This window comes from Pseudomonas sp. UME65, from assembly GCF_014170225.1.
GTDB classification, from domain to species: Bacteria; Pseudomonadota; Gammaproteobacteria; order Pseudomonadales; family Pseudomonadaceae; genus Aquipseudomonas; species Aquipseudomonas protegens.
The window spans coordinates 561,604-586,337 of record NZ_LZZQ01000011.1 but is presented as its reverse complement, the minus strand read 5'-3'; the positions used below and the strand labels follow the sequence as shown (position 1 = coordinate 586,337).

Genomic DNA, 24,734 nt, shown 5'->3' with positions numbered 1-24,734 from the left:
CGGATTAGCCTCCAGGAGATCGAGATGAGCGACATGCATTTGTCTGATGTGAACACCCTGCGCGAACGGGCCCGCCAACACGTGGAAAACGGAGCCGTGACCGAGGGCTACAACGCCGATCGCGAGGAGATACTGCGCCTGCTCAACGAGTCGCTGGCCACCGAGCTGGTCTGTGTGTTGCGCTACAAGCGCCACTACTTCATGGCCAACGGGATCAAGGCCAGCGTCGCCGCCAGCGAGTTCCTCGAACACGCCACCCAGGAAGCCGAGCACGCCGACAAACTGGCCGAGCGCATCGTCCAGCTCGGTGGCGAACCGGAGTTCAACCCCGACCTGCTGTCCAAGCACTCCCATGCCCAGTACGTGGCCGGCAACACCTTGAAGGAAATGGTCTACGAAGACCTAGTGGCGGAGCGCATCGCGGTCGACAGCTACCGCGAGATCATCCAGTACATCGGTGACAAGGACCCCACCACCCGCCGCCTGTTCGAAGAGATCCTGGCCCAGGAAGAAGAACACGCCGACGACATGGCAGACATCCTCAACGACCTGTAACGCCCTCTCCCCCAAGCCCGCCCTGCCTGCAGCGGCGGGCTTTTTTCTGGCCGCGCGCCCAGGCCCTTAATGAGTCGGTTTCACCGTCACCGGTGCCTTGCCCGAGCGCATCTGCTGCAACAGCGGCGCGCACTGGTTGGGCTCATCGCCGCTGGGCGCCACCAGCGCCAGCAGCCCCGCCGCCGGCCCGGCGATCACCCCCAGGGCCACCATGCCGGCACCGCGCAGTACCAGGGGCACGGCCTTGACCCCGGCACTGGGCTGGATGAACTTGCCCTGTACATAAAGCGGCGAGCGCAGGGAGAACAGGCGCAGGCCCTTGGATTCCGGAGTGATGGTCAGGTCCAGTTGCTCGCTGGCCATATTGGCGGTGCCATCGATGTAGATGATGGCGTTCTCGGTGTCGAAGACGAACAGCCGGGTAGTCGCCAGGCCGCTCTTGATGCCGAAGTCGGCCGCTGCGCAATTGATCTTCACTTCCTTGTCGCCAAACATCTTGCCGACCACATAGTTGCCGACGTTGAGCCCGGCGATCTCCATCAGGCTGCGGCTGATGGCGCCATCGTTGATCAGCATCTTCAAGTCACCGTTGGCGCTGCCCAGCAGGGCCGCCACCGAGTTGCCGCGGCCGGCGATGTCGGCATCGCCATTGAGCTCGCCAAAGCTGGTCTTCATCGGTTCGAAGGTGGGGAACAGCTGCTTGAGCTTGAAATTGCGCGCCGTCAGCCTGGCCCGGCCCTCCAGCGGCGTGGTGTGGCCGTTGAGGCGGATCTGGGCATCGAGTTTGCCGCCGGCCACGCCGAAGCGCAGGGGCTCCAGGCTGAGCTGGCCGTCGTTGAGCACCAGGTGGGTGTACAGATCGGTGAACGGCAGCTCGGCGCTGTGGACGATGCGCTTGCCGGTGAATTCCACATCGGCGTCCATGTCCCGCCAGCGCTCGGTGCGGAACTCTTCCACCGGCAGCACCTTGTCCGCCGGCTGCTTGCTCTCGCCGCCCCGGGCCTTCTGCTTGGCGTTGGAGTCGGCGCCGATCAGCGGCGCCAGGTCGCTCATCAGCAACTGGTTGGACACCAGCGCGCCACTGAGCTTGGGCCTTGGCTGGCTGGCCACGTAGGTCAGGTTGCCGTGGATGTCGCTGTCGCCGATCTTGCCGTTGAAGTCCTGGTAACTGAAGGTCGCGCCCGCCGGATCGTGCAGCTTGGCGGTCAGGTGGCCGTCGGTGGAATAGGGCGGCGAATCCGGCAGGGTCACCCCGGTCAGCGGGTAGAGGTTGCCCAGGCTGGTGCCCGCCAGCTTCAGGCGCAGATCCAGGGCGCCGAGGTTCAGCGGGTCGGTCAGGCTGCCGCGCAGCTCCACCTTGGTGTCGCCGATCTGCGCCTGGGCCTGCAGCGGAAACGGCTTGCGGGAATCCTGCAAGGCCAGCAGGCCGCCGATCTTGCCGGTGCCGGCGAGCTTCTGCCCGTGATACTGGCCCTTGACCTTGAGGGCGAAGGCATAGGCCTGGGCCTCGGCGCCTTTCTCGGCCACCTTCTTCGCTTCACTTTCACCGACGATATCGCTGAACGGGATCGGCTTGCCGAGCAGTTCCACCTGCAGGTCCAGCTGGGTCTTCAGGCTCTGGTCATCGAGGGTCACGTGGCCCTTGTCGAAACCGATGGCACCGATGTCCACCGTCCAGTTGGACGGTTCGGCGTTCGGGTCCTTGGGGTCGAACTTGAAAGTCCAGTTGGCGCGCCCGTCGGCCAGGCGCTGCAACGCGGCGTCGGGCTCGGTGAGGTCGATGCGCGGAATGCTCACCCGTTGCGCCAGCAGGGCCAGAGGCGAAATGCGCAGCTCAACCCGCTTGAGGCTGACCATCTCCGGCGCCTTGGACCAGTCCGGGTTGCCCAGGGTCAGGTCCTGGGCCACCACGTGAGGCCAGGGCACCCAGGCCCGCCAGCCACCTTCGTCAGGTTCGCGTTGCCAGACCACCGACAAATCGCCATTGATCGCGAAGGGCCGGTGCAACTCCTCGGAGACCTTGGCATTGAGCGTGGGTTTGATCCGGTTCCAATCGAAGAACGCGATCACCAGTACCAGCACCGCCAGTAGCAGGATCAGGCCAGTGATGGACCAGGCGAGAATTTTACGAGTGCGCGTCATTGCACGAGGCTCCTGAAGACAACTGAGCGCCCAACCACGACGCATCGATGAACTGCCGATGGAAAAATCACCGGCCATGAAAACTACGACTGACAAAGCCCGCGCAGGTTTAATCCGGCTACCCGATCCGCTGAAAAAACCTGCTTTCCTGATCACTCGGACAGCTTTGTGTTACCTCGAGCCGCCCCTCCCTGAAGCGGCAGTGAGTCGAAAATACCCACCCTGGTGCAAAAGCAATCGGCGTTAACGCCCGAGCTAGAGCCTTCGCGGCAAACAATCAATTCCGTTGATTATTACCATTGTGTTTATGAACTTTTATATCGATTTAGCGGCGGTAACATTAGCTCCGTACCCAATTTATCGCCCTACCAAGGAGCAACCCATCATGAAACGCCAACTTTTACTGAGCCTCGCCTTATCTGTTCTGGCTGCCAACGCCTTCGCCCTGCCAGCCGCTGAACAAGCCACCCCACAGGTCAAGGCCAGCCACAGCGTGTTCACCCAGACCCTGGCCGAAGGCGGTTCGGATCGCCTGATCGAACGCAACAAAGTCGCTGCCGACGGTTATGACCGTACTCCACAAGGCCAGAGCGTTGCCGAAGACGGCTATGATCGCACCCCTCAAGGCCAGAACGTTGCCGAAGATGGCTACGACCGTACACCTCAAGGCCAGAACGTCGCCGAAGATGGCTACGACCGCACCCCACAAGGTCAAAACGTAGCTGAAGGCGGCCGTGATCGCCTGGAAGAGAAAGGCCTGGTGGAAGATGGCTACAGCCGTACACCTCAAGGTCAGACCGTTGCCGAAGGCGGTGCTGATCGCCTGGCCGAACGTCATCAAGCTGCGAGCTGAGGCCATGCTGGCCCTGGAAAAAAGCCCGATCCCTGGATCGGGCTTTGACTTTTATAGCAGCTGCATTTTTCCCCCTGCCTCTCCCGCCTGTCTCTGACAGCAGTTCGACTCCGGCAAAGTTGATTTGCTAGAGTGCGCCGCTCCCATTGAGCAAAGAACGCCCCGCCGATGCTGCCCCGCGCCGAACAGAAGCAACAGACCCGCAACGCCCTGATGGATGCCGCCCGGCACCTGATGGAGTGTGGCCGTGGGTTTGGCAGCCTGAGCCTGCGGGAAGTGGCGAAAGCCGCGGGTATCGTGCCCACCGGTTTCTACCGGCACTTCAGCGACATGGACCAACTGGGCCTGGAACTGGTCAGCGAAGTCGGCCAGACCTTTCGCGAAACCATCCGCCTGGTGCGCCACAATGAATTCGTCATGGGCGGCATCATCGATGCCTCGGTACGCATCTTCCTCGATGTAGTGGAAGCCAAGCGCTCGCAGTTCCTGTTTCTGGCCCGAGAGCAGTACGGCGGCTCGCTGCCGGTTCGCCAGGCCATCGCCACCTTGCGCGAGAACATCAGTTCGGACCTCGCCGCCGACCTGACCCTGATGCCCAAGCTCCAGCACCTGGACGCCGCCGATCTCAGCGTCATGGCCGACCTGATCGTCAAAAGCGTGTTCGCCACCCTGCCCGACATCATCGATCCCCCGGCCCAGGCCCTGCCCGAACACCTCACGCCCCAGGCCAAGATCACCCAGCAACTGCGCTTCATCTTCATCGGCCTCAAGCATTGGCAAGGCCTGGGCAGCACCGAGTAACTCGCCCGCACCGCCCCCCCTTCACACTATGCGCCCCGCTCTGGGCTGCGCGTTTGCGCCTGCCTGCCCGCCGGGCACCGGATTGCAGCAAAAACATTTCCCGCGCACCAACTCAGTGCTATAAATCAGCTCAGCACATCAATTTGTAACAAGATGAAACAAGGTTTTGCCCCTTTTTCAGGCGCAGTTCCGGCATCGAGAAAGGGTTTTTCCTCTCCACCGAGTGATTGGCAAGGCCCTTGCTCTGGCTTGTGCATCGCTCATAGCTGGAAGCTTTCCGATGCTGGTGATCCACCGCAGAACCGCCCCCCAAGCCACCTGGTCCGCCGAACTGCACCTGACTTACGAGGCCCGCAGCAAAAGCCGCCTGCGCTGTTTCAGTGCCGCCGGTGAAGACGTCGGCCTGTTTCTGGAGCGGGGCCAGCCACCGCTGCACGATGGTGAGTTCCTGGAGGCCGAGGACGGGCGCATCGTCAAGGTCTGCGCCCGCCCGGAAGCCCTGCTGCACGTCACCTGCCGCAACGCCTTCGAACTGACCCGCGCCGCCTATCACCTGGGCAACCGCCACGTGGCCCTGCAGGTGGGTGACGGCTGGCTGCGCCTGCTGGACGACTATGTGCTCAAGGCCATGCTCGAACAGCTGGGGGCCAGCACCGCGCCCCTTGAGGCACCGTTCCAGCCCGAGCATGGCGCCTATGGCGGCGGCCACCATCATTCGCGCCACGGCGATGAAGACTTCAACTATCCGCCGCGCCTGCACCAGTTCGGCGTCCGCCCATGAACCCGGCCTGGGCCCTGCTGCGCCTGGCCAGCCCGCAGTTGCCGATTGGCGGCTACAGCTATTCCCAGGGCCTGGAAATGGCCGTGGAGCAGCAGCGGGTAAATGATCAGGCCAGCGCCCGCCGCTGGGTCAGCGATCAACTGCTGCTGAACCTGGCACGCTTCGAAGCACCGCTGCTGCTCGCCCACTGCCAGGCCGCAGCCGACCAGGACTGGGCCCGCTTGCAGCAGTTGAGCGACGAACATCGGGCCAGCCGCGAAACCCGCGAGCTTTACCAGGAAAGCCGGCAGATGGGTTATTCCCTCAAGCAACTGCTGGAGGGTTTGCCGGAACTGGACAGCGATGCCAGGGAACTGCTGACGCAACAGGACGAACCCCACCTGGCCCTGGGCTGGGCCCTGGCGGCACGGGCCTGGGGCATCAGCCCGGCGGACGCCCTGGCCGCCTGGCTGTGGAGCTGGCTGGAAAACCAGCTGGCGGTGCTGATGAAGACCCTGCCCCTGGGCCAGCAGGCCGCCCAGCGCCTGACCAGCGAGCTGCTGCCACTGTTGCAGCAAGCCCAGCACCACGCCGCGAACCCCGACCCCAACCATCATGGCAGCGCCGCTTTCGGCCTGTCCCTGGCGAGCATGGCCCACGAGCGCCAGTACAGCCGCCTGTTTCGTTCCTAGGAGAAACTCATGAACGCACAACCTCTGCGCGTCGGCATCGGCGGCCCGGTGGGCTCCGGAAAAACCGCCCTGACCCTGGCCCTGTGCCTGGCCCTGCGCGAACGCTACAACCTGGCGGTGGTGACCAACGACATCTACACCCGCGAAGACGCCGACTTCCTGGTACGCAATGAAGCCCTGGCGCCGGAGCGGATCATCGGCGTGGAAACCGGCGGCTGCCCGCACACTGCGATCCGCGAAGACGCCTCGATCAACCTGGAAGCGGTGGACCAGTTGAACCGGCGCTTCCCGGGGCTCGATCTGATCCTGGTGGAGTCCGGCGGCGACAACCTCTCGGCCACCTTCAGCCCCGAACTCTCCGATCTGACCATCTATGTGATCGACGTTTCCGCCGGTGACAAGCTGCCGCGCAAGGGCGGTCCGGGCATCTGCAAATCCGACCTGCTGGTGATCAACAAGATCGACCTGGCGCCGCTGGTGGGGGCCTCCCTGGAGATGATGAACAGCGATACCCAGCGCATGCGCGGCGGCAAGCCGTTCGTCTTCAGCAACCAGAAAACCGGCCAGGGCCTGGCGGACATCATCGCCTTCATCGAACGCCAGGGCCTGCTCACCGCTGCCTGATCCCCGAACCCAATCCGCTCAACAAGGAAAGCCACTCCATGACCCTAAAACGCATCCTCGGGGCCCTGGCCCTTCTGCTGACCCCGGCCCTGGCCATCGCCCACCCGGGCCATGGCGACAACGGCCTGATGGCCGGTATCAGCCACCCCATCAGCGGCCTCGACCACCTGCTGGCCATGCTCGCTGTCGGCCTGTGGGCCGCCCAGCAGCAAGGCGCCGCGCGCTGGGCGCTGCCTTGCACCTTCGTCGGCACCATGCTGATCGGTGGTGTGCTGGGCTTCGAGGGCCTGGAGTTGCCGGCCCTGGAAAGCGGCATCGCCGCTTCGGTATTGGCCCTGGGCCTGGCCGTGGCCCTGGCCGTGCGCCCGCCCCTGAGCCTGGCGATTGCCGCCACCGCGCTGTTTGCCCTGTTCCATGGCGTGGCCCACGGCCTGGAACTGCCGGACATGTCCAACCCTTGGGCCTATGCCGCCGGTTTTGTGGCGGCCACTGCGGCCCTGCATGCCGCCGGCTATGCCGTGGTACGGGTACTGCCTCAGGCGGCAGCGCCGCTGGTGCGCCTGGCCGGTGCGGCCTCGGCCGCTACGGGCGTGTGGTTGCTGGCAGGCTGATCCCTGCTTCATCTGCAGGAGCCGGCTTGCCGGCGAAGGCGGTCTTGCGGGCCTCCTTCGCTGGCAAGCCAGCTCCTGCCAGCAGGTCGTGCTCGGCGGGCAAGCCGCCTTGTGGGGCTTCTCTGGTAACATGTCGCGCATTCAAAACTGCCGTGACGACGCCAGCCAATGCCCGATGTATCCCGCTCCGCCACCTCGCCTGAATCGAGCGCTCTGTTCAACGCCATGCAGCAGCATTTCCACAAGGTGATAGTGCCGCTGTGGCAAGGCCCGGGCTGGAATCCGCAGTTGGCGCTGCCCTATGAGGCGCTGGACGCCGAGCATCGGCCGCTGCCGCCGCAGCGCTATCGAGCCATGGCCTGTGCCCGGCAGTTGTATCTGTTCTCCCAATTGATCGGCGATGCCGCCGCGCCCTTTGCCCAGGAGCGCGCCGCCGCGCTGTTTCGCTCGCTGCAGCGGCACTTCCACGACGCCGAGCACGGTGGCTGGTTCTACAGCATCGACCCTGAAGGCGCGCCGCTGGATAGGCGCAAGGACCTCTATACCCACGCCTTTATCCTCTTCGCCTGCGCTCATTACTGGGCCAAGGTCCGCGAGCCGCTGGTGGAGTCGGTGCTCAACGCCGCCCTGGAAGTGGTAGCCCAGCGCTTCGCCCGCGGCGACGGGCTCTACGAAGCCAGCCTCGCCGAGGACTGGTGCATATTGGGTTCGGGGCCGCTGCAAAATCCACTGATGCACCTGGCCGAAGCCTTTCTCGCGATCCTGGCCGTACGCGAGGACGCTGCGGTGCAAGCCGCGTTGCTGGACCTGTGCCAGGCCATGGAGCAGCAGTTCATCGACCCCCAGCACGGGGTGATGATGGAGAAGCCCCTGGGAGCTGTGGATAACTGGTTCGAACCGGGGCACCAGTTCGAGTGGTACTTCCTGCTGGCCTCGTCACAGTTACTGCGCGGCAGCGCCCTGCACGCTTGCGTGGAACGAGCCTTCGCCTTTACCGAGCAACTGGGAGTCGAGCCCGAGAGCGGCGCCGTGTGCGCCATGCTCGAACTGCCGCCCCGAGCCGGTGTCAAGGACGCCACCCAGCGCATCTGGGCCCAGGCCGAGTACCTGCGCGCCCTGACCTTGCGTGCGGACAGCCAGACGCCCTTGCTGCGTCAGCTAAAGGCGCTGCAAGCGCATTTTCTGCATGCCGGGGGCTGGAATGAATGCCTGGATGCCAGCGGCGCGGTCAGCCGGCGGGATATGCCGTCGACCACGCCTTATCACCTGGCGACCTGCTATCGCGGGCTGGCGGAATATTTTGCCTGACAAGCCGGCTCCTACGCGGTGTTGTAGGAGCCGGCTTGCCGGCGAAACAGGCGCCGCCCATCAAGCGATCCACTTACGATCCCCGGTAAAGCTGATGGTCAGCCAGCGCGCTGCGTCGGCCTCTCCCAACTGGCTGGAAATCTCCTCGCGCAAGCGGTCCAGAGTCGCCACATCCTGCAGCGGATAGTGCGCCGGCAAGACGATATGGATCTCGATGAACCGCGCCCGACCGTGCTTCTGCACGTAGCTGATGTAGTCGTCGAAACCATGGGCGGCCTTGGCCTGTTCCATCACATTGCGGACCTTTTCGTCCAACTGGTCCGGGGCGATCCCCAGCACATCACGCAGGGCCGGGCGCAGGATCTTCAGCGCCGGCGGCAACATGCTCAGGGCCAGCAGGATCAGGATCGCCGGGTCGACATACACCGCCCACTGGCCGTGCCCGTACTGCTTGAGCAGCAAGGCGATGATGAAGCTCACCAGCAGCCCCACCGAGAGCATCGCGTCCACCAGCCAGCTGATGTTGTCGAACTGGATCAGCGACGACTTGAGCTTGCGGTTACGCCGGCGCACGTAGAAGAAGTAGGCGAACTCCGCCACGGCGAAAAACGCCGCATAGAAAATCACCAGCCCCAGCTCGACCTCACGGCCACCGTTGATGATGCCGAACACCCCATTGAGGAAGGCGTAGATGGCGATGAGCATCAGGAAGCTGCCTTCGATCAGCAGCACCATGGGTTCCAGGTGCCAGAAGCCGAACTGGAAACGGTGGTTGCTTTCCTTGGCGATCAGCTTGGCGGTGATCAGCATCAGGACCTTGATGAAGGTGGCGATCAGCGAAAAAAATCCATCGAACAGGATGGATTGGGCGCCAGAAACAAAACCCGTGACGATACCGGCGATCGCCACGGCGAACATCAGTACGGTCGATTGTTTGAGCAGAGCCTGCTCACCTCGGTTACTCACGATTCCTCCTATCGAACTTCAAAAACGCCGCCTCGTGTGAGGCAGCGGCGAAATTTCTGGCGGGAATTCTAACCTGTCAGGGCTGACCACAAGCTGAAACGAATCAGCTTATGTGTATCCGAGTACAACTGTAGCCGCTGCCGAGCGCTGGCGAGGCTGCGACCGCCTCCGCAGGAGGCGCAAGATCTTGCGGGCGCCGGAGGGCCCTGCGGCCCTGTCGCAGCCTGCGGCAGCGGCTACAGGAGGCTCATGACTTGGCGTTGCGTTCGATGGCGAAACCGGCCCAGGTCTGGCTCACAGGCATCAGCTCCAGGCTGTTGATGTTGACGTGTGCCGGGGTATTGAGCACCCAGAAAATGGTGTCGGCGATGTCCTCGGGCTGGATCGGCTCGGCCCCGGCGTAGGTGGCGTCGTAGCGTGCCTGGTCACCGGCGAAGCGCACCAGGGAGAACTCGCTTTCGCACAGCCCCGGCTCGATGTTGGTGACGCGCACGCCGGTGCCCTGCAGGTCACAGCGCAGGTTCAGGGAGAACTGCTTGACGAAAGCCTTGCTCGCGCCATAGACGTGGCTGCCCGGGTACGGGTAGTTGCCGGCGATGGAGCCCAGGTTGACGATGCCTGCGCCGCGACCGTGGGCGATCAACCGTGGCAGCAGCAGGCGGGTGCTGTACATCAGGCCCTTGATGTTGGTGTCGACCATGGTGTCCCAGTCATCCAGGTCGCACTTGGGCGCCGGGTCCACGCCCAGGGCCAGGCCGGCGTTGTTGATCAGCCCGCGCAGCTTGCTGAACGAAGGCGGCAACTGGGCGATGGCCTCTTCCATGGCCTTGCGGTCGCGCACATCGAGCACCAGGCCATGCACCTCGGTCTGTTTGGACAGCTCCGCGCACAGGGCGCTGAGGCGCTCCTCGCGGCGGCCGGTCAGTACCAGGGACCAGCCGGCTGCGGCAAAGCGCCGGGCGCAGGCTTCGCCAAAACCGGAAGTCGCGCCCGTAATGAACAGTGTGGAAGTCATGGTGTTCTCCTTGCTGGGTGGCGAGCCGCCGTTTCGATAAAAAACGCTTCGCAGCATGCCCGGGCCGGCTCCTACCGGCAACCGCGCCGTTGGCCGTAAAGAGCCGCAAGCGGTGAGCGCGCCCGATGCTCGCTGTACAAAAAACACTCACCAGGCGCCAAGCCACGGGTTACATGGCCTGCAGCCATGTGCACGCACCTTATCCACAGGCCGGTCCACAGTCTTTGGGGGCAAGTGCAAAGGGCTGAAAGCCGCTATCCACAGGGCCTGCGCGGGTCCAGCAGAAGTTTTTTGCTTGACCCGGACCGCGGGTCCATGCAGCCGGCCCGGGCAAAGATGACCGCACGGTCAAGGTTGACAAGGCCAGAGGCCAGTAACTACGCCGCTCAGAGCCGTCTTTCCAGAGTTTAATCACAGACTTATCCACAGGCTTATCCCAACCCTTTTCCAGGTACAGCTGCGACAATAAAAAGGTTGACAAGCGCACCTTCAGCTCCCACAAAAAGCACCGATCAAAAAACAACCAATCGCCTGCAAGCCACGTGGTTAAAGGCCTGCAGCCAGCTACACCCACGTTACCCACAGCCCGCTCCACAGCAAACGGGGACAAGTCAAAACAGTGGAAAAACAACTGTTTGCAGCGTCTTTATGCCGCGTTAAAGCAGCTTGCCAGGAATGTTTTCCACAATTACCGGACACAGGCTTGGTGCAGGCGCAAAGCGCCAGTCGGCGCTCGGTGAAATCAGAAAGGCGGTCAGGCGGCGCCCTTCGCTGGCAGCCAGCGCCTACAGGGAAGGACGGGATGGGGTGGGCATAACAATGCCCCGGCGGCGCGGGCCGGCGGGGCATGCTTTATCCACAGAGCGGACGGTCAGTGGCCGCCCAGGTAAGCGTTGCGCACCTCCTCGTTGACCAGCAGCTCCTTGCCGGTGCCGCTCAAGCGGATCTCGCCGTTGACCATCACGTAGGCGCGGTCCGAGAGCTTCAGCGCGTGGTTGGCGTTCTGCTCCACCAGGAAGATGGTCATGCCGGTGGCCGCCAACTCCCTCAAGGTGGCGAAGATCTGCTTCACCACGATCGGCGCCAGGCCCAGGCTCGGCTCATCCAGCAGCAGCAACTTGGGCCGGCTCATCAATGCCCGGGCAATGGCCAGCATCTGCTGCTCGCCGCCAGACATGGTCATGGCCCGCTGGGTACGCCGTTCCTTGAGGCGGGGAAACAGCTCGAACATGCGCTGCATGTCCTCATTGGCGTACTTGTCGCCAATCGGGATGGTGCCCATCAGCAGGTTTTCCTCCACGGTCATGTCGGGGAACACCCGACGCCCTTCCGGGGACTGGGCGATACCGTTGGAGGCGATGTAGTGGGACGACTTGTGGGTGATGTCCACACCGCGATAGAGAATCTGCCCGGACTCCGCCCGGGGCTGGCCGAAGATCGACATCAGCAGGGTCGACTTGCCGGCACCGTTGGAGCCGATCAGGCTCACGGTTTCCCCTTCGTTGATGTGCAGCGAGACTTTCTTCAGGGCCTGGATCGGGCCGTAGTACACGTCCAGGTCCTTGAGTTCGAGGATAGGTTGAGTCATGCCAGTTCCTCTTCGTCGGCACCCAGGTAGGCGGCAATCACTTTCGGATCATTGCGGATCGCCTCCGGGCCGCCCTCGGCGATCACGTTGCCGTGGTCGAGCACCACGATGTGGTCGGAAATACTCATCACCATGCCCATGTCGTGTTCGATCAGTACCACGGTCAGGTCGTGCTCGTCGCGCAGCAGCCGGATCATTGCGCTCAGCGCCTCGGTTTCCTGGGGGTTGAGGCCGGCGGCCGGCTCGTCGAGGCAGATGATCTGCGGCCGGGTGCACATGGCCCGGGCGATCTCCAGGCGCCGCTGCTGGCCGTAGGACAACTCGCCGGCCAGGCGGTTGGCGCAGTCCACCAGGTCCACCACCTCCAGCCAGTAGAAGGCATGGTCCAGGGCGGCGCTTTCCGCCTTGCGGTAGCCCTTGGTGTTGAGGATGCCCGCCAGCAGGTTGCGGTTGACCCACATATGCTGGGCCACCAGCAGGTTTTCCACCACGGACATTTCCTTGAACAGGCGAATGTTCTGGAAGGTCCGCGCCAGGCCGGCGCGGTTCACCAGGTGGGTGCCGCCGAACATCTTGTAGTACAGGCGGCTGGCGAAGCTTTTCGGCGAGACGAAGTCGGTGGCGCGAAAGGGCTCGCCCAGGAGCTTGATGACGTTGGTCTGCCGGCCCCGGGTATTGAGCTCGATGCGCCCGCCGGAGGCCTTGTAGAAGCCGGTCAGGCAGTTGAACACCGTGGTCTTGCCGGCGCCGTTGGGGCCGATCAGGGCGAAGATCGAGTTGCGCTTGACCTTCAGGCTGACGTCGCTGAGGGCCTTGATGCCACCGAAGTGCATCATCAGGTTTTCGACCGAAAGAATGTATTCGCTCATGGCGCGTTCCCCTCAGTCAGAGCACCTTTGCGTGGAGTGACGCCGGTGCGGCTGATGCGGATCAGCCCTCGCGGTCGCCAGATCATCATCAACACCATGAGAATGCCGAACAGCAGCACCCGGTACTCGGAGAAGCTGCGCAGCAACTCCGGCGCCACAGTCAGCACGAAGGCCGCGATCACCACGCCCACCGTCGAGCCCATGCCCCCCAGCACCACGATGGCCAGGATCAGCGCCGATTCGAAGAAGGTGAACGACGACGGGTTGACGAAGCCCTGGTAGCTGGCGAAGAACACACCGGCCAGGCCGGCGGTGGAAGCACCGATGGTGAAGGCCGAGAGTTTGACCAGCACATGGTTCAGGCCCATGGCGCGGCAGGCGATCTCGTCTTCACGCAGGGCTTCCCAGGCCCGCCCCACGGGCATGCGGGTCAGCCGGTGCTTGATGTAGAGCACCAGCAGCACCACCAGGAACAGCACGATGTAGATGAACAGGAATTTCAGGTTGGGGTTGTATTCCAGGCCGAAGAACTCATGAAACGGCACCCCGCCGTCCTTGGCCTTGCGGCCGAACTCCAGGCCCAGGAAAGTCGGCGACGGCACCGGCATGCCGTTGGGGCCACCGGTGAAGGACAGCCAGTTATTGAGCACCAGGCGGATGATCTCGCCGAAGCCCAGGGTCACGATGGCCAGGTAGTCGCCGTGCATCCTCAGCACCGGGAAGCCCAATATGCACCCCGCCAGGGCCGCGGCAATCGCCGCCAGGGGCAGCACGGTCCAGAAGCCCAGGCCCAGGTACTGGTAACCCAGGGCCAGGCCGTAGGCGCCGATGGCGTAGAACGCCACGTAACCCAGGTCCAGCAGGCCCGCCAGCCCCACCACGATGTTCAGCCCCAGGCCCAACAGTACGTAGATCAACCCGAGAATGACCACGGTCAGCAGGTACTTGTTGGCGAAGAACGGAAACACGATGGCGATCACGATCAGGGCCGGGATGATCCAGCGCAGCCGCGACTTGTAGTCCGGCGCCAGCACATGCACGCCGGAGCCGGTGCTTTCAAAGCCCTGGAGAATCTTCAGGCCCTTGGGGGTTTGCAGGAACAGGCTCAGGGCCAGCCGGCCGGCCATGACAATGGCTACCAACCAGGCCACGCGAGTCGGCTGCAGGTTGAAACTGTAGCCATCGAGCACCACACCCACGATGGGGCCAAACACGATCAGCGAGATCAGCCCGGCCAGCACGGCGTCGATGACGCTCTTTTTGATATCAATCGGTTTATTGGCAGCAGACATACTTACACCTTCGCCACGAGTGGGCGACCCAGCAGGCCTTGGGGACGGAAGATCAGGATCAGCACCAGCAGCGAGAAACTGAACACGTCTTTGTAGTCGGAGTTGATCAAGCCGGAGAACAGCGACTCGGAGATGCCGAGGATGATCCCGCCGAGCATCGCCCCAGGCAGCGAGCCGATGCCGCCGAGTACCGCCGCGGTGAACGCCTTGATGCCGATGACGAAGCCGGCATAGAAGTCGAACGTGCCGTAGTTCATGGTGATCAGCACACCGGCCAGGGCCGCCATGGCCGCGCCGATGACGAACACGTAGGAGATCACCCGGTCAGTGTTGATGCCGAGGATCGAGGCCATCTTGCGGTCTTGCTGAGTGGCCCGGCACATGCGCCCGAGCTTGGTGTACTTGATGATGTAGGTCAGCAGTGCCATGCCGGCGAACGCCGCCACCAGGATGAAGATCTTGGTGTAGGTGAGCTGCACGAAGCCTGTGCCGATATCGACTTTCCAGGCTCCGGCCAGCAGGGTCGGAACTCCTTGCTGCTTGGCGCCTTGGCTGATCTGCGCGTAGTTCTGCAGGATCAGCGAGATACCGATGGCGCTGATCAGCGGTGCCAGGCGGGTGGAGTTGCGCAGGGGTTTGTAGGCCACGCGCTCGATGACCCAGCCATAGATCCCCGTCACCACCACGGTGAAGATCAAGGTGCCGAGAATGAGTAGCGGGAAGGATTCAATGCCGAAATAGGCCAGCAGAGCCAGACTGATTGCCGCGAGGTAGGCGGAAATCATGTAAACCTCGCCGTGGGCGAAGTTGATCATGCCGATGATGCCATAGACCATTGTGTAGCCGATGGCGATCAGACCGTAGACGGACCCGAGGGTCAGCCCATTGATCAGTTGCTGCAGGAAAATACCATCCATAACGCAATCTCACGGACTTGAGAGACTGCACAGGCCGTCGACGCCGGACAGGGATCACCCGTCTGCGCAACACGTCCGTTGTGCAGCTCTACGAGAAAAGGCAAGTACTGCACGAGCAGGGACCGGTACCAGGGGGTGGTACCGGCCCGTTCGGACTCATGTCACTTCTGTTTTTCCAGCTGGTGGTACTTGCCGTCCTTGTCCCACTGATAGACCACGTAGTCGGAAACCTTGAGGTCACCCTTGGCGTCCCAGGACTTCTCGCCCATCACGGTTTTCACCGGATTGGCCTTGAGCCATTTGGCCGCATCTTCGCCCTTGTTGGACTTGGCGCCGCCGAAGCCGGCCGCCAGGGCCTGGATCGAGGCATAAGCGTACAGGGTATAGCCCTCGGGCTCGGTGCCGGCCTTGCGGAAGGCATCCACCACGGCCTTGCTGTCTGGCAGCAGGCGCGGGTCGGCGCCGAAGGTCATGTACACGCCGTCAACGTATTGCGGGCCACCGGCGGTGGTCACCAATTCGTCGGTAACGATGCCGTCGTCGGACATGAACTTGACGTCCTTCAGGCCCTGCTCGCGCAGTTGGCGTACCAGCGGACCGGCTTCCGGATGCAAGCCGCCGAAGTACACCACGTCGGCGCCGGCGGCGCGGATCTTGGTCACCACGGCGCTGAAGTCTTTCTCGCCACGGGTCAGGCCCTCGTACAGCACCGGGGTCACGCCGCGCTTGGTCAACTGTGCCTTGGTGGCATCCGCCAGGCCCTGGCCGTAGGTGTCCTTGTCGTGCAGCACCACGACTTTCTTGCCCTTGAGCACATCGATGATGTAGTCACCGGCGACGATGCCCTGCTGGTCGTCACGCCCGCACATGCGGAACATCGCGGAGAGGCCACGCTCGGTGACCTGGGGGTTGGTGGAGCCCGGGGTGATGGCAATCACACCGGCGTCGCTGTACACCTCGGAAGCCGGAATGGTCGACGAGGAGCAGAAGTGCCCGACCACGCCGGCCACCTTGTCCTGGTCCACCAGGCGGTTGGCCACTGCCACCGCCTGCTTGGGTTCACAGGCGTCATCGCCCTTGACCAGGACGATCTTCTCGCCGTTGACCCCGCCCTTGGCGTTGATCTCGTCAGCCGCTGCCTGTGCACCCTTCATGTACTGCTCGCCAAATGCCGCGTTGGCGCCTGTCATGGGACCCGCTACACCGATCTTCAGGTCGGCTTGAGCAAACGCAGAAACACCCAGCGCAGTTGCCACTGCGAGGGCCAGAAAGCCTTTCTTGTAAAACGTCTGGGACATGAGGTGGTGCTCCAAGGTTTTTTTAGTTGGCACTGCGACTTCACTAAGGTTGCTCAGAGCAAGCGCCGTGCCAGTGGTTTTTTATTCTGAAAAAAGTCGCTGTCTTATTGTTATTTCGACTGTTTCGAGCCCTTTTTCATTGGGCGTGCAACCGTCTAAACCGCGGAAGGTAAAACCCTGCTTTTTAATGGGCGCAACCCATGCGTGCCATCATTGCAACCGCGACACAATTCAACGTGCAACCCTGCTGTAACAGCTCGCGTCACCGAACTGCACACTGCTGGTGCGAGACTGCTACGAGCCGCACCATTACAGGCTAGTCGCTGCATCGAAAAGCGTCGTCGGCCGCCCACTATTTCCTTGTTCAGATCACAATTCGCAGGCACTGGCCCGCGTGGTAGAGGGAGAAGCCGGCTTCGTACAGGCAACTGCGCAAGCCCACGCCGGCCAGGGGCTGCATGGCTGCGAAGGGGATCGGCAGGGCCTGGGGATCGCCGTTGCACAGGTAGTCGGCGAAGGCCTTGCCCACCACGGTTCCGGTGGTCACGCCCCGGCCGTTGTAACCGGTGACAGCCACCAGGCCCGGGGCTGGCTCGAACAGGCGCATCAGGTGATCGGGGGTGAAGGCGATGCAGCCGGTCCAGGTGCATTCCCACTCCACCGGCTTGAGGTACGGGAAGTAATGCTGCTGTACGCGGTCGGCCCAGGCCTTGAGGAACCACAAGGGCTTCTGGCTGCCATTGCCCAGGCTGCCCAGCAACAGGCGGCCCTCGGCATCCCGGCGGATGCTGCTGAGCACCTGTCGGGTATCCCAGGAGCCCTGGCCCCCGGGCAGGATCTGCTGCGCCGCTTCTTCGGTCAGGGGCGCGGAAGCCACCTGGTAGTAGTAGCCGGGGAAGAAGTTGCGCCGCAGCTCGGTCCAGTCGCCCTCGGTGTAAGCGTTGGAGGCGATCACCACCTGCTCGGCCAGCACCGAGCCCTGCTCGGTCTGCACCGACCAGCGCTGGCCCTGGCGCTCCAGGCGGGTGACCGGGGAATGGTCGAACAGACGCCCGCCCAATTCCGTCGCCGCCCTGGCCAGGCCGCTGACGTAAGCCATGGGGTTGAGGGTTCCCGCCCGCCGGTCGAGCAGGGCCGCGGCAATCTTGCGAGTGCCGGTGGCCGCTTCGCACGCCACGCCGGTCAGCAACTCCACGGGGGCCCCGCGACGTTTCCACTGTTCTTCACGGCTGCGCAGATCGGCCTCGCCCCGGGCGTTGTGGGCCATGTGCAAAGTGCCTTCGCGGCGCAGCTGGCAATCGATGTGGTACTTGTCCACCAGGCTGAACACCAATGACGGCGCCGCGCCGAGCATGCGGTTGAGCTGGCTGCCCACCTGCTCGCCGAAACCGGCCTCGATCTCGTCCGGCGGGATCCACATGCCGGCGTTCACCAGCCCGACGTTGCGCCCTGAACCGCCGTGCCCCGCGCGGTGGGCTTCGACCACACAGACCCGCTTGCCCTGCTCCAGCAAATGCACGGCGGCCGACAGCCCGGTGAAGCCGGCGCCGATGATGCACACATCCGCCGTCAGCTCGCCCTTGAGCGGCGCTCTGTCAGGCCGTTGCGGGGTGAGTGTTTCCCACAGACATTGTTCTTGTAGCGCCATTGCCAGACTCCGAAATCAACGAACCACAGACGCTGAAACGCACTTGCCGCTGTTCGCCAGCAAGCTGGCTCCTACAAACCTCCCCGTAGGAGCGAGCGTGCTCGCGAAAAGACTCAATCGAAGGTGATGCCCTGGGCCAGCGGCAGCTCCCGGGAGTAGTTGACGGTGTTGGTCTGGCGCCGCATGTAGCCGCGCCAGGCATCGGAGCCGGATTCGCGACCGCCACCGGTTTCCTTCTCGCCGCCGAAGGCGCCGCCGATCTCTGCGCCGCTGGGGCCGATGTTGACGTTGGCGATGCCGCAGTCGCTGCCCACCGCCGACATGAACTGCTCGGCCTCACGCACGTCGGTGGTGAAGATGCAGGACGACAGGCCCTGAGGCACGGCGTTGTTCAGGCGCAGCGCTTCTTCGAAGTCGTTGTAGCCGATCACATAGAGGATCGGCGCGAAGGTTTCGCTGCACACCACCTCGCTCTGCTCGGGCATTTCGACGATGGCCGGCGACACGTAGTAGGCGTTGGGGAACTGGTCCTGCAACTGGCGCTGGCCGCCGAAGACCCGGCCGCCCTCGCTCAGAGCCTGCTCCAGGGCATCCTGCATGGCCTCGAAACTGTGCTTGTCGATCAGCGGGCCGATCAGGTTGCCTTCCAGCGGGTGGCCGATGCGCACCTTGGAATAGGCCGTCTTGAGGCGGCTGATGATTTCCTCTTTCACCGACTCGTGGGCAATCAGGCGACGCAGGGTGGTGCAACGCTGGCCGGCGGTACCCACGGCGCTGAACAGGATGGCGCGCACCGCCATGTCCAGATCGGCGCTGGGGCCGAGGATCATGGCATTGTTGCCGCCCAGTTCGAGGATGCTGCGGGCAAAACGTGCGGCCACTTTCGGCGCCACTTCGCGGCCCATACGGGTGCTGCCGGTAGCGCTGATCAGGGCCACCCGCGGATCGTCCACCAGGGCGGCACCGGCATCACGGCCGCCGATGATCACCTGGCTCAGGTATTCGGGAGCATCCTGGAAGTTCTTCAACACGCGCTCCAGCAGCGCCTGGCAGGCCAGGGCGGTGAGCGGGGTCTTTTCCGAGGGTTTCCAGATCACCGGGTTGCCGCAGACCAGCGCCAGGGTGGTGTTCCAGGCCCAGACCGCTACCGGGAAGTTGAAGGCGCTGATCACCCCAACAACCCCCAGGGGATGCCAGGTTTCACGCATGTGATGGCCCGGGCGCTCGGAGGCGATGGTCAGGCCGTAGAGCTGGCGCGACAGGCCGACGGCGAAGTCGCAGATGTCGATCATTTCCTGCACTTCCCCCAGGCCTTCCTGGGTGATCTTGCCGGCTTCCCAGGACACCAGCTCCCCCAGGTCGGCCTTGTACTCGCGCAGCACCTCGCCGAATTGCCGCACCAGCTCGCCGCGACGGGGTGCCGGCACCTTGCGCCACAGGGCGAATGCATGCTCTGCGCGACTGACCTGCTGCTCCACCTCGGCGGCGCCCTGCCAGTTCACCGCGGCGATCCGGCTGCCGTCGATGGGCGAGTGCACAGGCTGGGTGCCCGACTGGTACAGGGCCGGGTTGACACCCAGACGATCAAGCAATGCGGCAACCATGGGGTTACTCCTTACAGATGAAAGCGAAAGAACCAGGCCGCTGCGACGGCCATCAAGGCTAGTAGTTGTAGCTGGCCCGAGACTTGCCAACAAACGACCTTTAAGCGAGATATCATTCCGTTTATTCATGCTGAGCCGCTCGCTGGCACCCATAAGAACAAGGACCACCCATGCTCAACAAACGCTACTTGCCGTCGATCACCGCCCTGCAGTGCTTCGAGGCCGTGACCCGGCACCTGAGCTTCACCCGTGCGGCCGAAGAGCTCAACCTGACCCAGAGCGCGGTGAGCAAGCAAGTGGCGCAACTGGAAGAGCTGCTGCAACACCTGCTGTTTCGTCGGGTACGGCGGCGCCTGCAACTGACTCCGGCCGGCGACCTGTACCTGGTGGAGGTGCGCAAGATCCTCACCCAGGTGGAGATGTCTACCCATTACCTGCGTTCCTACGGCGGCGAGACCGAAGTCCTACGAGTCTCCACGCCTTACACTTTTGGCGCCCGCTGGCTGGTGCCGCGCCTCAAGGGCTGGCGACTGCGCCACCCGCACATCCACCTGGACCTGTGCAATGAGCAAGAGCCTGACGAACTGCTCCAGGGCCATGCCGACCTGGCCTTCTACTTTGGCCAGGGTTCACGCCCCGGCACCGAGAGCCTGAAGCTGTTCAGCGAAGAGCTGGTGGCGGTCTGCGCCCCTGACAGCCTGCCCGCCGAGCACTTGACCGACCCCAGGCAACTCACTGAACTGGTGCTGTTGCAGAACGCTTCACGGCCCCAGGGCTGGCACGAATGGTTCGACCAACAGGGCTACCAGACCGAGCACAGCTACCACGGCCCACGCTTCGAAACCTTCTATATGTGCATTCGTGCGGCCCAGGTCGGCTGCGGGGTCGCCCTGCTGCCACGTTTTCTGGTGGAAGAAGAACTGGCTGAAGGCAAGCTGGTGATCGCCTGGGAATACGCCATGCCCAGCCAGGACGCCTATTACCTGGCCTACCCCGAACACTCGGCGGAAGTGCCCAAGGTCCGGGACTTCGTGCGCTGGATGCTCGAACACAACGACTCGCCCCTCCCGTAGGAGCCGGCTTGCCGGCGATGGGGCCCTTGAGCCCTGCTCAAGACAGAAGATCCGTTCGCTGGCAAGCCAGCTCCTACGACCGGAGAATGGCCCGCCACAAAAAACACTGGCAAAGCGCTGCGCGTCTATGCGCCACTAGCGCCTTCATTGAAAGAGCTGAATGCCGCACTTGTCCGTCGCGGCCAGCATGGAGATTCCCGTTATGAGCGAGAGTGTGTTTGCCGATCGCATCGTGCAGAACCTGCTCGACACCGACTTCTACAAACTGACCATGATGCAGGCGGTGCTGCACAACTACCCCAACGTCGAGGTGGAATGGGAGTTTCGTTGCCGTAACAGCGAGGACCTGCGGCCCTATCTGGCAGAGATCCGCTACCAGTTCGAGCGCCTGGCGGAACTGAGCCTGAGCGCCGACCAGTTGGGCTTTCTCGAACGAATCAGCTTCCTCAAGCCGGATTTCCTGCGCTTTCTCGGGCTGTTTCGCTTCAACCTGCGCTACGTGCATACCGGCATCGAGGACGGCGAGCTGTTTATCCGCCTGCGCGGCCCCTGGCTGCACGTGATCCTGTTCGAAGTGCCGATGCTGGCCATCATCAGCGAGGTGCGCAACCGCTACCGCTATCGCGAGATCCAGCTGGTCCAGGCCCGCGAGCAGCTGTACCGCAAGTTCGACTGGCTGACCGCCAACGCCAGCAGCGAAGAACTTTCCGAGCTGCAAGTGGCGGATTTCGGCACCCGCCGACGCTTTTCCTACCGAGTCCAGGAAGAAGTAGTGAACGTGCTCAAGCACGATTTCCCCGGACGTTTTGTCGGCACCAGCAACGTGCACCTGTCCCGGGAACTGAACATGAAACCCCTGGGCACCATGGCCCACGAATGGATCATGGCCCACCAGCAACTGGGGCCGCGGCTGATCGACAGCCAGATCGCCGCCCTCGACTGCTGGGTCCGCGAATACCGTGGCTTGCTGGGCATCGCCCTGACGGATTGCATCACCACCGATGCCTTCCTCGGCGATTTCGACCTGTTCTTCGCCAAGCTGTTCGACGGCCTGCGCCACGACTCCGGCGACCCGATCCTCTGGGCAGAAAAGGCCATCGCCCACTACCACAAGCTGGGCATCGATCCGATGAGCAAGACACTGGTGTTCTCCGACAGCCTGAGCCTGCCGCGCGCCCTGGAAATATTCCGTGCGCTGCGGGGGCGGATCAATGTCAGCTTCGGCATCGGCACCAACCTGACCTGTGACATTCCCGGTGTCGAGCCGATGAGCATCGTGCTTAAAATGGCTGCCTGCAATGGCCAGCCCGTCGCCAAGATCTCCGATGAAGCGGGCAAGACCCATTGCAAGGATCCGAACTTCGTCGCTTACTTGCGCCACGTTTTCCAAGTACCTGCCCAACCTGGCAAGGAGTGAATCATGCAAGCCGTACAGCGTGAGATTGCGCAGCAGCTCAAGGTCCAAGCACCTTTTCCCGACCACGCCGCCCTTGAGGCAGAAATCGCCCGGCGCATCCGCTTCATCCAGGACTGCCTGGTCAATTCCGGGCTCAAGTCCCTGGTGCTGGGTATCAGCGGCGGCGTCGACTCCCTGACCGCCGGCCTGCTGGCCCAACGGGCGATGCGTGAATTGCGCGAACGCAGCGGGGACGATGGCTACCGCTTCATTGCCGTGCGCCTGCCCTATGAGACCCAGTTCGACGAGCACGATGCCCAGGCCTCGGTGGACTTCATCAACCCTGACGAACGCCACACCGTGAACATCGGCCCGGCGGTCAGGGCCCTGGCCAACGAAGTGGCGGCCTTCGAGGGGCAGCACGCGGTGTCCCGGGATTTCGTCCTCGGCAACACCAAGGCGCGGATGCGCATGGTGGCCCAGTACACCATCGCCGGCGCCGCCCATGGCCTGGTGATAGGTACCGACCACGCCGCCGAAGCGGTGATGGGTTTCTTTACCAAGTTCGGTGACGGCGCCTGCGACCTGGCGCCCCTGAGCGGCCTGGTGAAAAACCAGGTGCGCTCCATTGCCCGCTATTTCGGCGCGCCGGAGTCCCTGGTGGAAAAAGTCCCTACCGCCGACCTCGAAGACCTGTCGCCGGGCAAGCCGGACGAAGCGTCCCACGGCGTCACCTACGCCGAGATCGACGCCTTCCTGCATGGCCAGCCGGTACGTGAGGAAGCCTTCAAGATCATCTGCGACACCTACCGCAAGACCCATCACAAACGCGTCATGCCCTTCGCCCCATGACCCGCCTCGCTCTGTAGGAGCCGGCTTGCCGGCGAATGGGCCGCTTGTGCTGCACGAGGCTCGAGGGCCTCTTCGCGGGCAAGCCCGCTCCTACGGATGCACACAAAAAAAGCGCCCCTGGGGGCGCTTTCTTGTTGCAGCCGGGCCTGATGCTTACTTCAGGACCACAGCGCCTTTCATCATCGAGTTGTGGCCCGGGAACGAGCAGAAGAACTGGTAACTTTCGCCAGCGGTCAGCTTCGATACGTCGAAGGTCACCGAATCTTTCTCGCCGGCACCGATGATCTTGGTGTGGGCGATGACACGGGTGTCGCCTTCCTTCAGGTAGCTCTTGTCGATGCCGGCGGCCATGCCGTCGGTGGCGATGCCAGCCATGTCTGCGGTCTTGCTCAGTACCCAGTTGTGGCCCATGACGTTCTTCGGCAGGCTGCCGGAGTGGGTCAGGTTCACGGTGAAGGTCTTGCAGCTCTTGTCGATGGTGATTTCCTTAGTGTTGAAGGACATCTGGTCGGTAGAGTCGACATCGACCTTGCATTCGGCGGCCATCAGTTGGCTGCTGGCCAGTGTCAACAGGGATACCGCAACGAGTTTGGCAAACATGGTGAATCTCCAAGGCAGGGTTAACAAAATCCATCTGAATCCATGGGACGGAAGACTGCCTGAATTTCTCGCAAGTTCCTATGATTTGCATCAAAAAATTGTATACAACTCTCTGCTATCGACCTGATCAAGACAATCAACCGGCCAGCGGCATGGCACGCTTCTAGAATCACGCCATCGTCCCTGATCGGAGTCACCCTCATGCCGTTGAACAGCCTGTTTCGCAGCTTGCTCGCCGCCTACGCCTGTGGCGCCAGCGGTACCCATGAAACCCCGCAACGGGAGGTTTAATACTTGGAGCGAGGCCGGCGAGCCTTTACTCTGAGGCCATCAATGACCTCGGAGTAAGGCATGTCGTTAACTTCTGTCTGTGTATTCTGTGGCGCCAGCACCGGCGCCAACCCTCTCTATCGTGAAGCCGCCCAGGCCCTGGGCCGGGCCATCGCCGAGCGCAAGCTGACCCTGGTGTATGGCGGCGGCGCGGTAGGGCTGATGGGCATCGTCGCCGACGCGGCCCTGGCGGCCGGGGGCGAAGTCATCGGGATCATTCCGCAAAGCCTGAAGGACAAGGAAATCGGCCATCGCGGCCTGACCCGTCTGGAAGTGGTGGACGGCATGCACGCCCGCAAGGCGCGCATGGCCGAGCTCAGCGACGCCTTCATCGCCCTGCCCGGCGGCCTGGGAACCCTGGAAGAACTGTTCGAAGTCTGGACCTGGGGCCAGTTGGGCTACCACCACAAGCCGCTCGGACTGCTGGAAGTGAATGGCTTCTACGAAAAACTCAGCGGTTTTCTCGATCATATCGTCGGCGAAGGCTTCGTCCGTGCCCCGCACCGTGACATGCTGCAAATGAGCGAGTCGCCGGCCGGCCTGCTGGATGCGCTGGACGCCTGGCAACCGACGGTCCCGGACAAATGGGCCGAAGGCAAACCCAGCTAACCACCCGGCCCCGATAACAGGCAGAATACGCGCCGCTCAACCTCACCTTCGACCCCAGAGGATCGCCCATGGCCAAACCCAACTACTCCTTCGCCAAACGTCAACGTGACTTGGCCAAGGAACAGAAGAAAGAGGAAAAGCTGCAACGCAAGAAAGCCGCCGCTGAAGAAACCAGCGCACTGAACCCGGATGCAGAAGGTGAAGTGAGCGTCGACGACGCCGAGCCCGAGGCCCCCCAGGCCTGACCTGCCCCGTAGGAGCTGGCTGGCCAGCGAAAGCGCTCTCCAGCCCTACGCAATATCCGCAGGCCCCATCGCTGGCAAGCCGGCTC

24 protein-coding genes are annotated in these 24,734 nt (G+C 63.1%); 13 read left to right on the top strand and 11 right to left on the bottom strand.

What is annotated here, in order from left to right:
• The first annotated feature begins 24 nt into the window (after positions 1 to 24).
• On the top strand, positions 25 to 555 hold the full coding sequence (locus A9971_RS13605; RefSeq protein ID WP_015633957.1) for a bacterioferritin: 531 nt from the start codon (positions 25 to 27) through the stop codon (positions 553 to 555).
• Between the two features lie 66 nt (positions 556 to 621).
• Here A9971_RS13605 and A9971_RS13600 read toward each other — a convergent pair whose 3' ends face one another.
• On the bottom strand, positions 622 to 2,697 hold the full coding sequence (locus A9971_RS13600) for an AsmA family protein (protein WP_183000708.1): 2,076 nt from the start codon (positions 2,695 to 2,697) through the stop codon (positions 622 to 624).
• 385 nt (positions 2,698 to 3,082) lie between these two features.
• Between A9971_RS13600 and A9971_RS13595 the strand changes: the two genes are divergently transcribed.
• From A9971_RS13595 to A9971_RS13565, 7 genes are all read left to right on the top strand, one after another.
• Positions 3,083 to 3,550, top strand: coding sequence for a hypothetical protein (locus A9971_RS13595; RefSeq protein ID WP_011058979.1), 468 nt, complete (start codon positions 3,083 to 3,085; stop codon positions 3,548 to 3,550).
• A gap of 168 nt (positions 3,551 to 3,718) precedes the next feature.
• Entirely contained in the window at positions 3,719 to 4,351 is a 633-nt protein-coding gene (locus A9971_RS13590) for a TetR family transcriptional regulator (protein WP_011058978.1), read from the top strand.
• Positions 4,352 to 4,631: 280 nt separating this feature from the next.
• Positions 4,632 to 5,132: an urease accessory protein UreE gene (gene ureE, locus A9971_RS13585; protein ID WP_015633955.1), complete on the top strand. Its 501-nt coding sequence runs from the start codon at positions 4,632 to 4,634 to the stop codon at positions 5,130 to 5,132.
• Positions 5,129 to 5,803, top strand: a complete 675-nt coding sequence (locus tag A9971_RS13580; protein ID WP_183000707.1) for an urease accessory protein UreF — start codon at positions 5,129 to 5,131, stop codon at positions 5,801 to 5,803. The genes ureE and A9971_RS13580 overlap by 4 nt, the downstream gene beginning before the upstream one ends.
• A gap of 9 nt (positions 5,804 to 5,812) precedes the next feature.
• On the top strand, positions 5,813 to 6,427 hold the full coding sequence (gene ureG, locus A9971_RS13575) for an urease accessory protein UreG (protein ID WP_011058975.1): 615 nt from the start codon (positions 5,813 to 5,815) through the stop codon (positions 6,425 to 6,427).
• 38 nt (positions 6,428 to 6,465) lie between these two features.
• Complete coding sequence (locus A9971_RS13570) at positions 6,466 to 7,038, top strand: HupE/UreJ family protein (RefSeq protein ID WP_123431194.1); 573 nt, start codon at positions 6,466 to 6,468, stop codon at positions 7,036 to 7,038.
• Positions 7,039 to 7,206: 168 nt separating this feature from the next.
• On the top strand, positions 7,207 to 8,346 hold the full coding sequence (locus A9971_RS13565; RefSeq protein WP_183000706.1) for an AGE family epimerase/isomerase: 1,140 nt from the start codon (positions 7,207 to 7,209) through the stop codon (positions 8,344 to 8,346).
• Positions 8,347 to 8,406: 60 nt separating this feature from the next.
• Here A9971_RS13565 and A9971_RS13560 read toward each other — a convergent pair whose 3' ends face one another.
• From A9971_RS13560 to A9971_RS13520, 9 genes are all read right to left on the bottom strand, one after another.
• Positions 8,407 to 9,312, bottom strand: coding sequence for a cation diffusion facilitator family transporter (locus A9971_RS13560; RefSeq protein ID WP_011058972.1), 906 nt, complete (start codon positions 9,310 to 9,312; stop codon positions 8,407 to 8,409).
• 247 nt (positions 9,313 to 9,559) lie between these two features.
• Positions 9,560 to 10,327: an SDR family oxidoreductase gene (locus tag A9971_RS13555; RefSeq protein ID WP_041115482.1), complete on the bottom strand. Its 768-nt coding sequence runs from the start codon at positions 10,325 to 10,327 to the stop codon at positions 9,560 to 9,562.
• A gap of 871 nt (positions 10,328 to 11,198) precedes the next feature.
• The gene (locus A9971_RS13550) at positions 11,199 to 11,915 is read right to left on the bottom strand and encodes an ABC transporter ATP-binding protein (protein WP_011058970.1); all 717 of its coding nucleotides are present in this window, start codon (positions 11,913 to 11,915) and stop codon (positions 11,199 to 11,201) included.
• Positions 11,912 to 12,784 (bottom strand): ATP-binding cassette domain-containing protein, encoded by an 873-nt coding sequence (locus tag A9971_RS13545; protein ID WP_011058969.1) that lies wholly within the window; start codon positions 12,782 to 12,784, stop codon positions 11,912 to 11,914. The genes A9971_RS13550 and A9971_RS13545 overlap by 4 nt, the downstream gene beginning before the upstream one ends.
• Positions 12,781 to 14,076, bottom strand: coding sequence for a high-affinity branched-chain amino acid ABC transporter permease LivM (gene livM, locus A9971_RS13540; RefSeq protein WP_011058968.1), 1,296 nt, complete (start codon positions 14,074 to 14,076; stop codon positions 12,781 to 12,783). Before livM ends, A9971_RS13545 begins: the two co-directional genes overlap by 4 nt.
• Before the next feature lie 2 nt (positions 14,077 to 14,078).
• The gene (locus A9971_RS13535) at positions 14,079 to 14,993 is read right to left on the bottom strand and encodes an ABC transporter permease subunit (protein ID WP_011058967.1); all 915 of its coding nucleotides are present in this window, start codon (positions 14,991 to 14,993) and stop codon (positions 14,079 to 14,081) included.
• A 161-nt stretch (positions 14,994 to 15,154) separates the two neighbouring features.
• On the bottom strand, positions 15,155 to 16,291 hold the full coding sequence (locus A9971_RS13530) for a branched-chain amino acid ABC transporter substrate-binding protein (RefSeq protein ID WP_011058966.1): 1,137 nt from the start codon (positions 16,289 to 16,291) through the stop codon (positions 15,155 to 15,157).
• Positions 16,292 to 16,655: 364 nt separating this feature from the next.
• Positions 16,656 to 17,939, bottom strand: coding sequence for an FAD-binding oxidoreductase (locus tag A9971_RS13525; RefSeq protein WP_123431195.1), 1,284 nt, complete (start codon positions 17,937 to 17,939; stop codon positions 16,656 to 16,658).
• 113 nt (positions 17,940 to 18,052) lie between these two features.
• Positions 18,053 to 19,543 carry an aldehyde dehydrogenase family protein gene (locus tag A9971_RS13520; protein ID WP_011058964.1) on the bottom strand — a complete coding sequence of 497 codons (1,491 nt, stop codon included), beginning with the start codon at positions 19,541 to 19,543 and terminating at the stop codon, positions 18,053 to 18,055.
• 170 nt (positions 19,544 to 19,713) lie between these two features.
• Between A9971_RS13520 and A9971_RS13515 the strand changes: the two genes are divergently transcribed.
• From A9971_RS13515 to nadE, 3 genes are all read left to right on the top strand, one after another.
• Complete coding sequence (locus tag A9971_RS13515; RefSeq protein ID WP_183000705.1) at positions 19,714 to 20,616, top strand: LysR family transcriptional regulator; 903 nt, start codon at positions 19,714 to 19,716, stop codon at positions 20,614 to 20,616.
• 202 nt (positions 20,617 to 20,818) lie between these two features.
• Positions 20,819 to 22,033, top strand: a complete 1,215-nt coding sequence (gene pncB, locus A9971_RS13510; RefSeq protein WP_015633947.1) for a nicotinate phosphoribosyltransferase — start codon at positions 20,819 to 20,821, stop codon at positions 22,031 to 22,033.
• Positions 22,034 to 22,036: 3 nt separating this feature from the next.
• Positions 22,037 to 22,864, top strand: coding sequence for an ammonia-dependent NAD(+) synthetase (gene nadE, locus A9971_RS13505; protein WP_053148788.1), 828 nt, complete (start codon positions 22,037 to 22,039; stop codon positions 22,862 to 22,864).
• A 153-nt stretch (positions 22,865 to 23,017) separates the two neighbouring features.
• On the opposite strand, the gene azu is transcribed toward nadE, so the two are convergent.
• Positions 23,018 to 23,464: an azurin gene (gene azu / locus A9971_RS13500; protein ID WP_011058960.1), complete on the bottom strand. Its 447-nt coding sequence runs from the start codon at positions 23,462 to 23,464 to the stop codon at positions 23,018 to 23,020.
• A 351-nt stretch (positions 23,465 to 23,815) separates the two neighbouring features.
• On the opposite strand from azu, the gene A9971_RS13495 reads away from it, so the two are divergent.
• Together A9971_RS13495 and A9971_RS13490 are read left to right on the top strand one after the other, a co-directional pair.
• Entirely contained in the window at positions 23,816 to 24,403 is a 588-nt protein-coding gene (locus A9971_RS13495; protein ID WP_019096143.1) for a TIGR00730 family Rossman fold protein, read from the top strand.
• Between the two features lie 68 nt (positions 24,404 to 24,471).
• Entirely contained in the window at positions 24,472 to 24,648 is a 177-nt protein-coding gene (locus A9971_RS13490) for a hypothetical protein (protein WP_011058958.1), read from the top strand.
• The last annotated feature ends 86 nt before the right edge of the window (positions 24,649 to 24,734 follow it).

Bases quoted from the DNA above. Each gene is read 5' to 3' on its own strand.
- A9971_RS13595 (WP_011058979.1), top strand. From the start codon at position 3,083: ATGAAACGCCAACTTTTACTGAGCCTCGCCTTATCTGTTCTGGCTGCC.
- A9971_RS13605 (WP_015633957.1), top strand. From the start codon at position 25: ATGAGCGACATGCATTTGTCTGATGTGAACACCCTGCGCGAACGGGCC.
- pncB (WP_015633947.1), top strand. From the start codon at position 20,819: ATGAGCGAGAGTGTGTTTGCCGATCGCATCGTGCAGAACCTGCTCGAC.
- A9971_RS13490 (WP_011058958.1), top strand. From the start codon at position 24,472: ATGGCCAAACCCAACTACTCCTTCGCCAAACGTCAACGTGACTTGGCC.
- A9971_RS13545 (WP_011058969.1), bottom strand. From the start codon at position 12,784: ATGAGCGAATACATTCTTTCGGTCGAAAACCTGATGATGCACTTCGGT.
- azu (WP_011058960.1), bottom strand. From the start codon at position 23,464: ATGTTTGCCAAACTCGTTGCGGTATCCCTGTTGACACTGGCCAGCAGC.
- A9971_RS13555 (WP_041115482.1), bottom strand. From the start codon at position 10,327: ATGACTTCCACACTGTTCATTACGGGCGCGACTTCCGGTTTTGGCGAA.
- nadE (WP_053148788.1), top strand. From the start codon at position 22,037: ATGCAAGCCGTACAGCGTGAGATTGCGCAGCAGCTCAAGGTCCAAGCA.
- A9971_RS13525 (WP_123431195.1), bottom strand. From the start codon at position 17,939: ATGGCGCTACAAGAACAATGTCTGTGGGAAACACTCACCCCGCAACGG.
- A9971_RS13515 (WP_183000705.1), top strand. From the start codon at position 19,714: ATGCTCAACAAACGCTACTTGCCGTCGATCACCGCCCTGCAGTGCTTC.
- A9971_RS13520 (WP_011058964.1), bottom strand. From the start codon at position 19,543: ATGGTTGCCGCATTGCTTGATCGTCTGGGTGTCAACCCGGCCCTGTAC.
- A9971_RS13535 (WP_011058967.1), bottom strand. From the start codon at position 14,993: ATGGATGGTATTTTCCTGCAGCAACTGATCAATGGGCTGACCCTCGGG.
- A9971_RS13495 (WP_019096143.1), top strand. From the start codon at position 23,816: ATGTCGTTAACTTCTGTCTGTGTATTCTGTGGCGCCAGCACCGGCGCC.
- A9971_RS13550 (WP_011058970.1), bottom strand. From the start codon at position 11,915: ATGACTCAACCTATCCTCGAACTCAAGGACCTGGACGTGTACTACGGC.
- A9971_RS13600 (WP_183000708.1), bottom strand. From the start codon at position 2,697: ATGACGCGCACTCGTAAAATTCTCGCCTGGTCCATCACTGGCCTGATC.
- A9971_RS13565 (WP_183000706.1), top strand. From the start codon at position 7,207: ATGCCCGATGTATCCCGCTCCGCCACCTCGCCTGAATCGAGCGCTCTG.
- A9971_RS13530 (WP_011058966.1), bottom strand. From the start codon at position 16,291: ATGTCCCAGACGTTTTACAAGAAAGGCTTTCTGGCCCTCGCAGTGGCA.
- ureG (WP_011058975.1), top strand. From the start codon at position 5,813: ATGAACGCACAACCTCTGCGCGTCGGCATCGGCGGCCCGGTGGGCTCC.
- livM (WP_011058968.1), bottom strand. From the start codon at position 14,076: ATGTCTGCTGCCAATAAACCGATTGATATCAAAAAGAGCGTCATCGAC.
- ureE (WP_015633955.1), top strand. From the start codon at position 4,632: ATGCTGGTGATCCACCGCAGAACCGCCCCCCAAGCCACCTGGTCCGCC.
- A9971_RS13590 (WP_011058978.1), top strand. From the start codon at position 3,719: ATGCTGCCCCGCGCCGAACAGAAGCAACAGACCCGCAACGCCCTGATG.
- A9971_RS13570 (WP_123431194.1), top strand. From the start codon at position 6,466: ATGACCCTAAAACGCATCCTCGGGGCCCTGGCCCTTCTGCTGACCCCG.
- A9971_RS13580 (WP_183000707.1), top strand. From the start codon at position 5,129: ATGAACCCGGCCTGGGCCCTGCTGCGCCTGGCCAGCCCGCAGTTGCCG.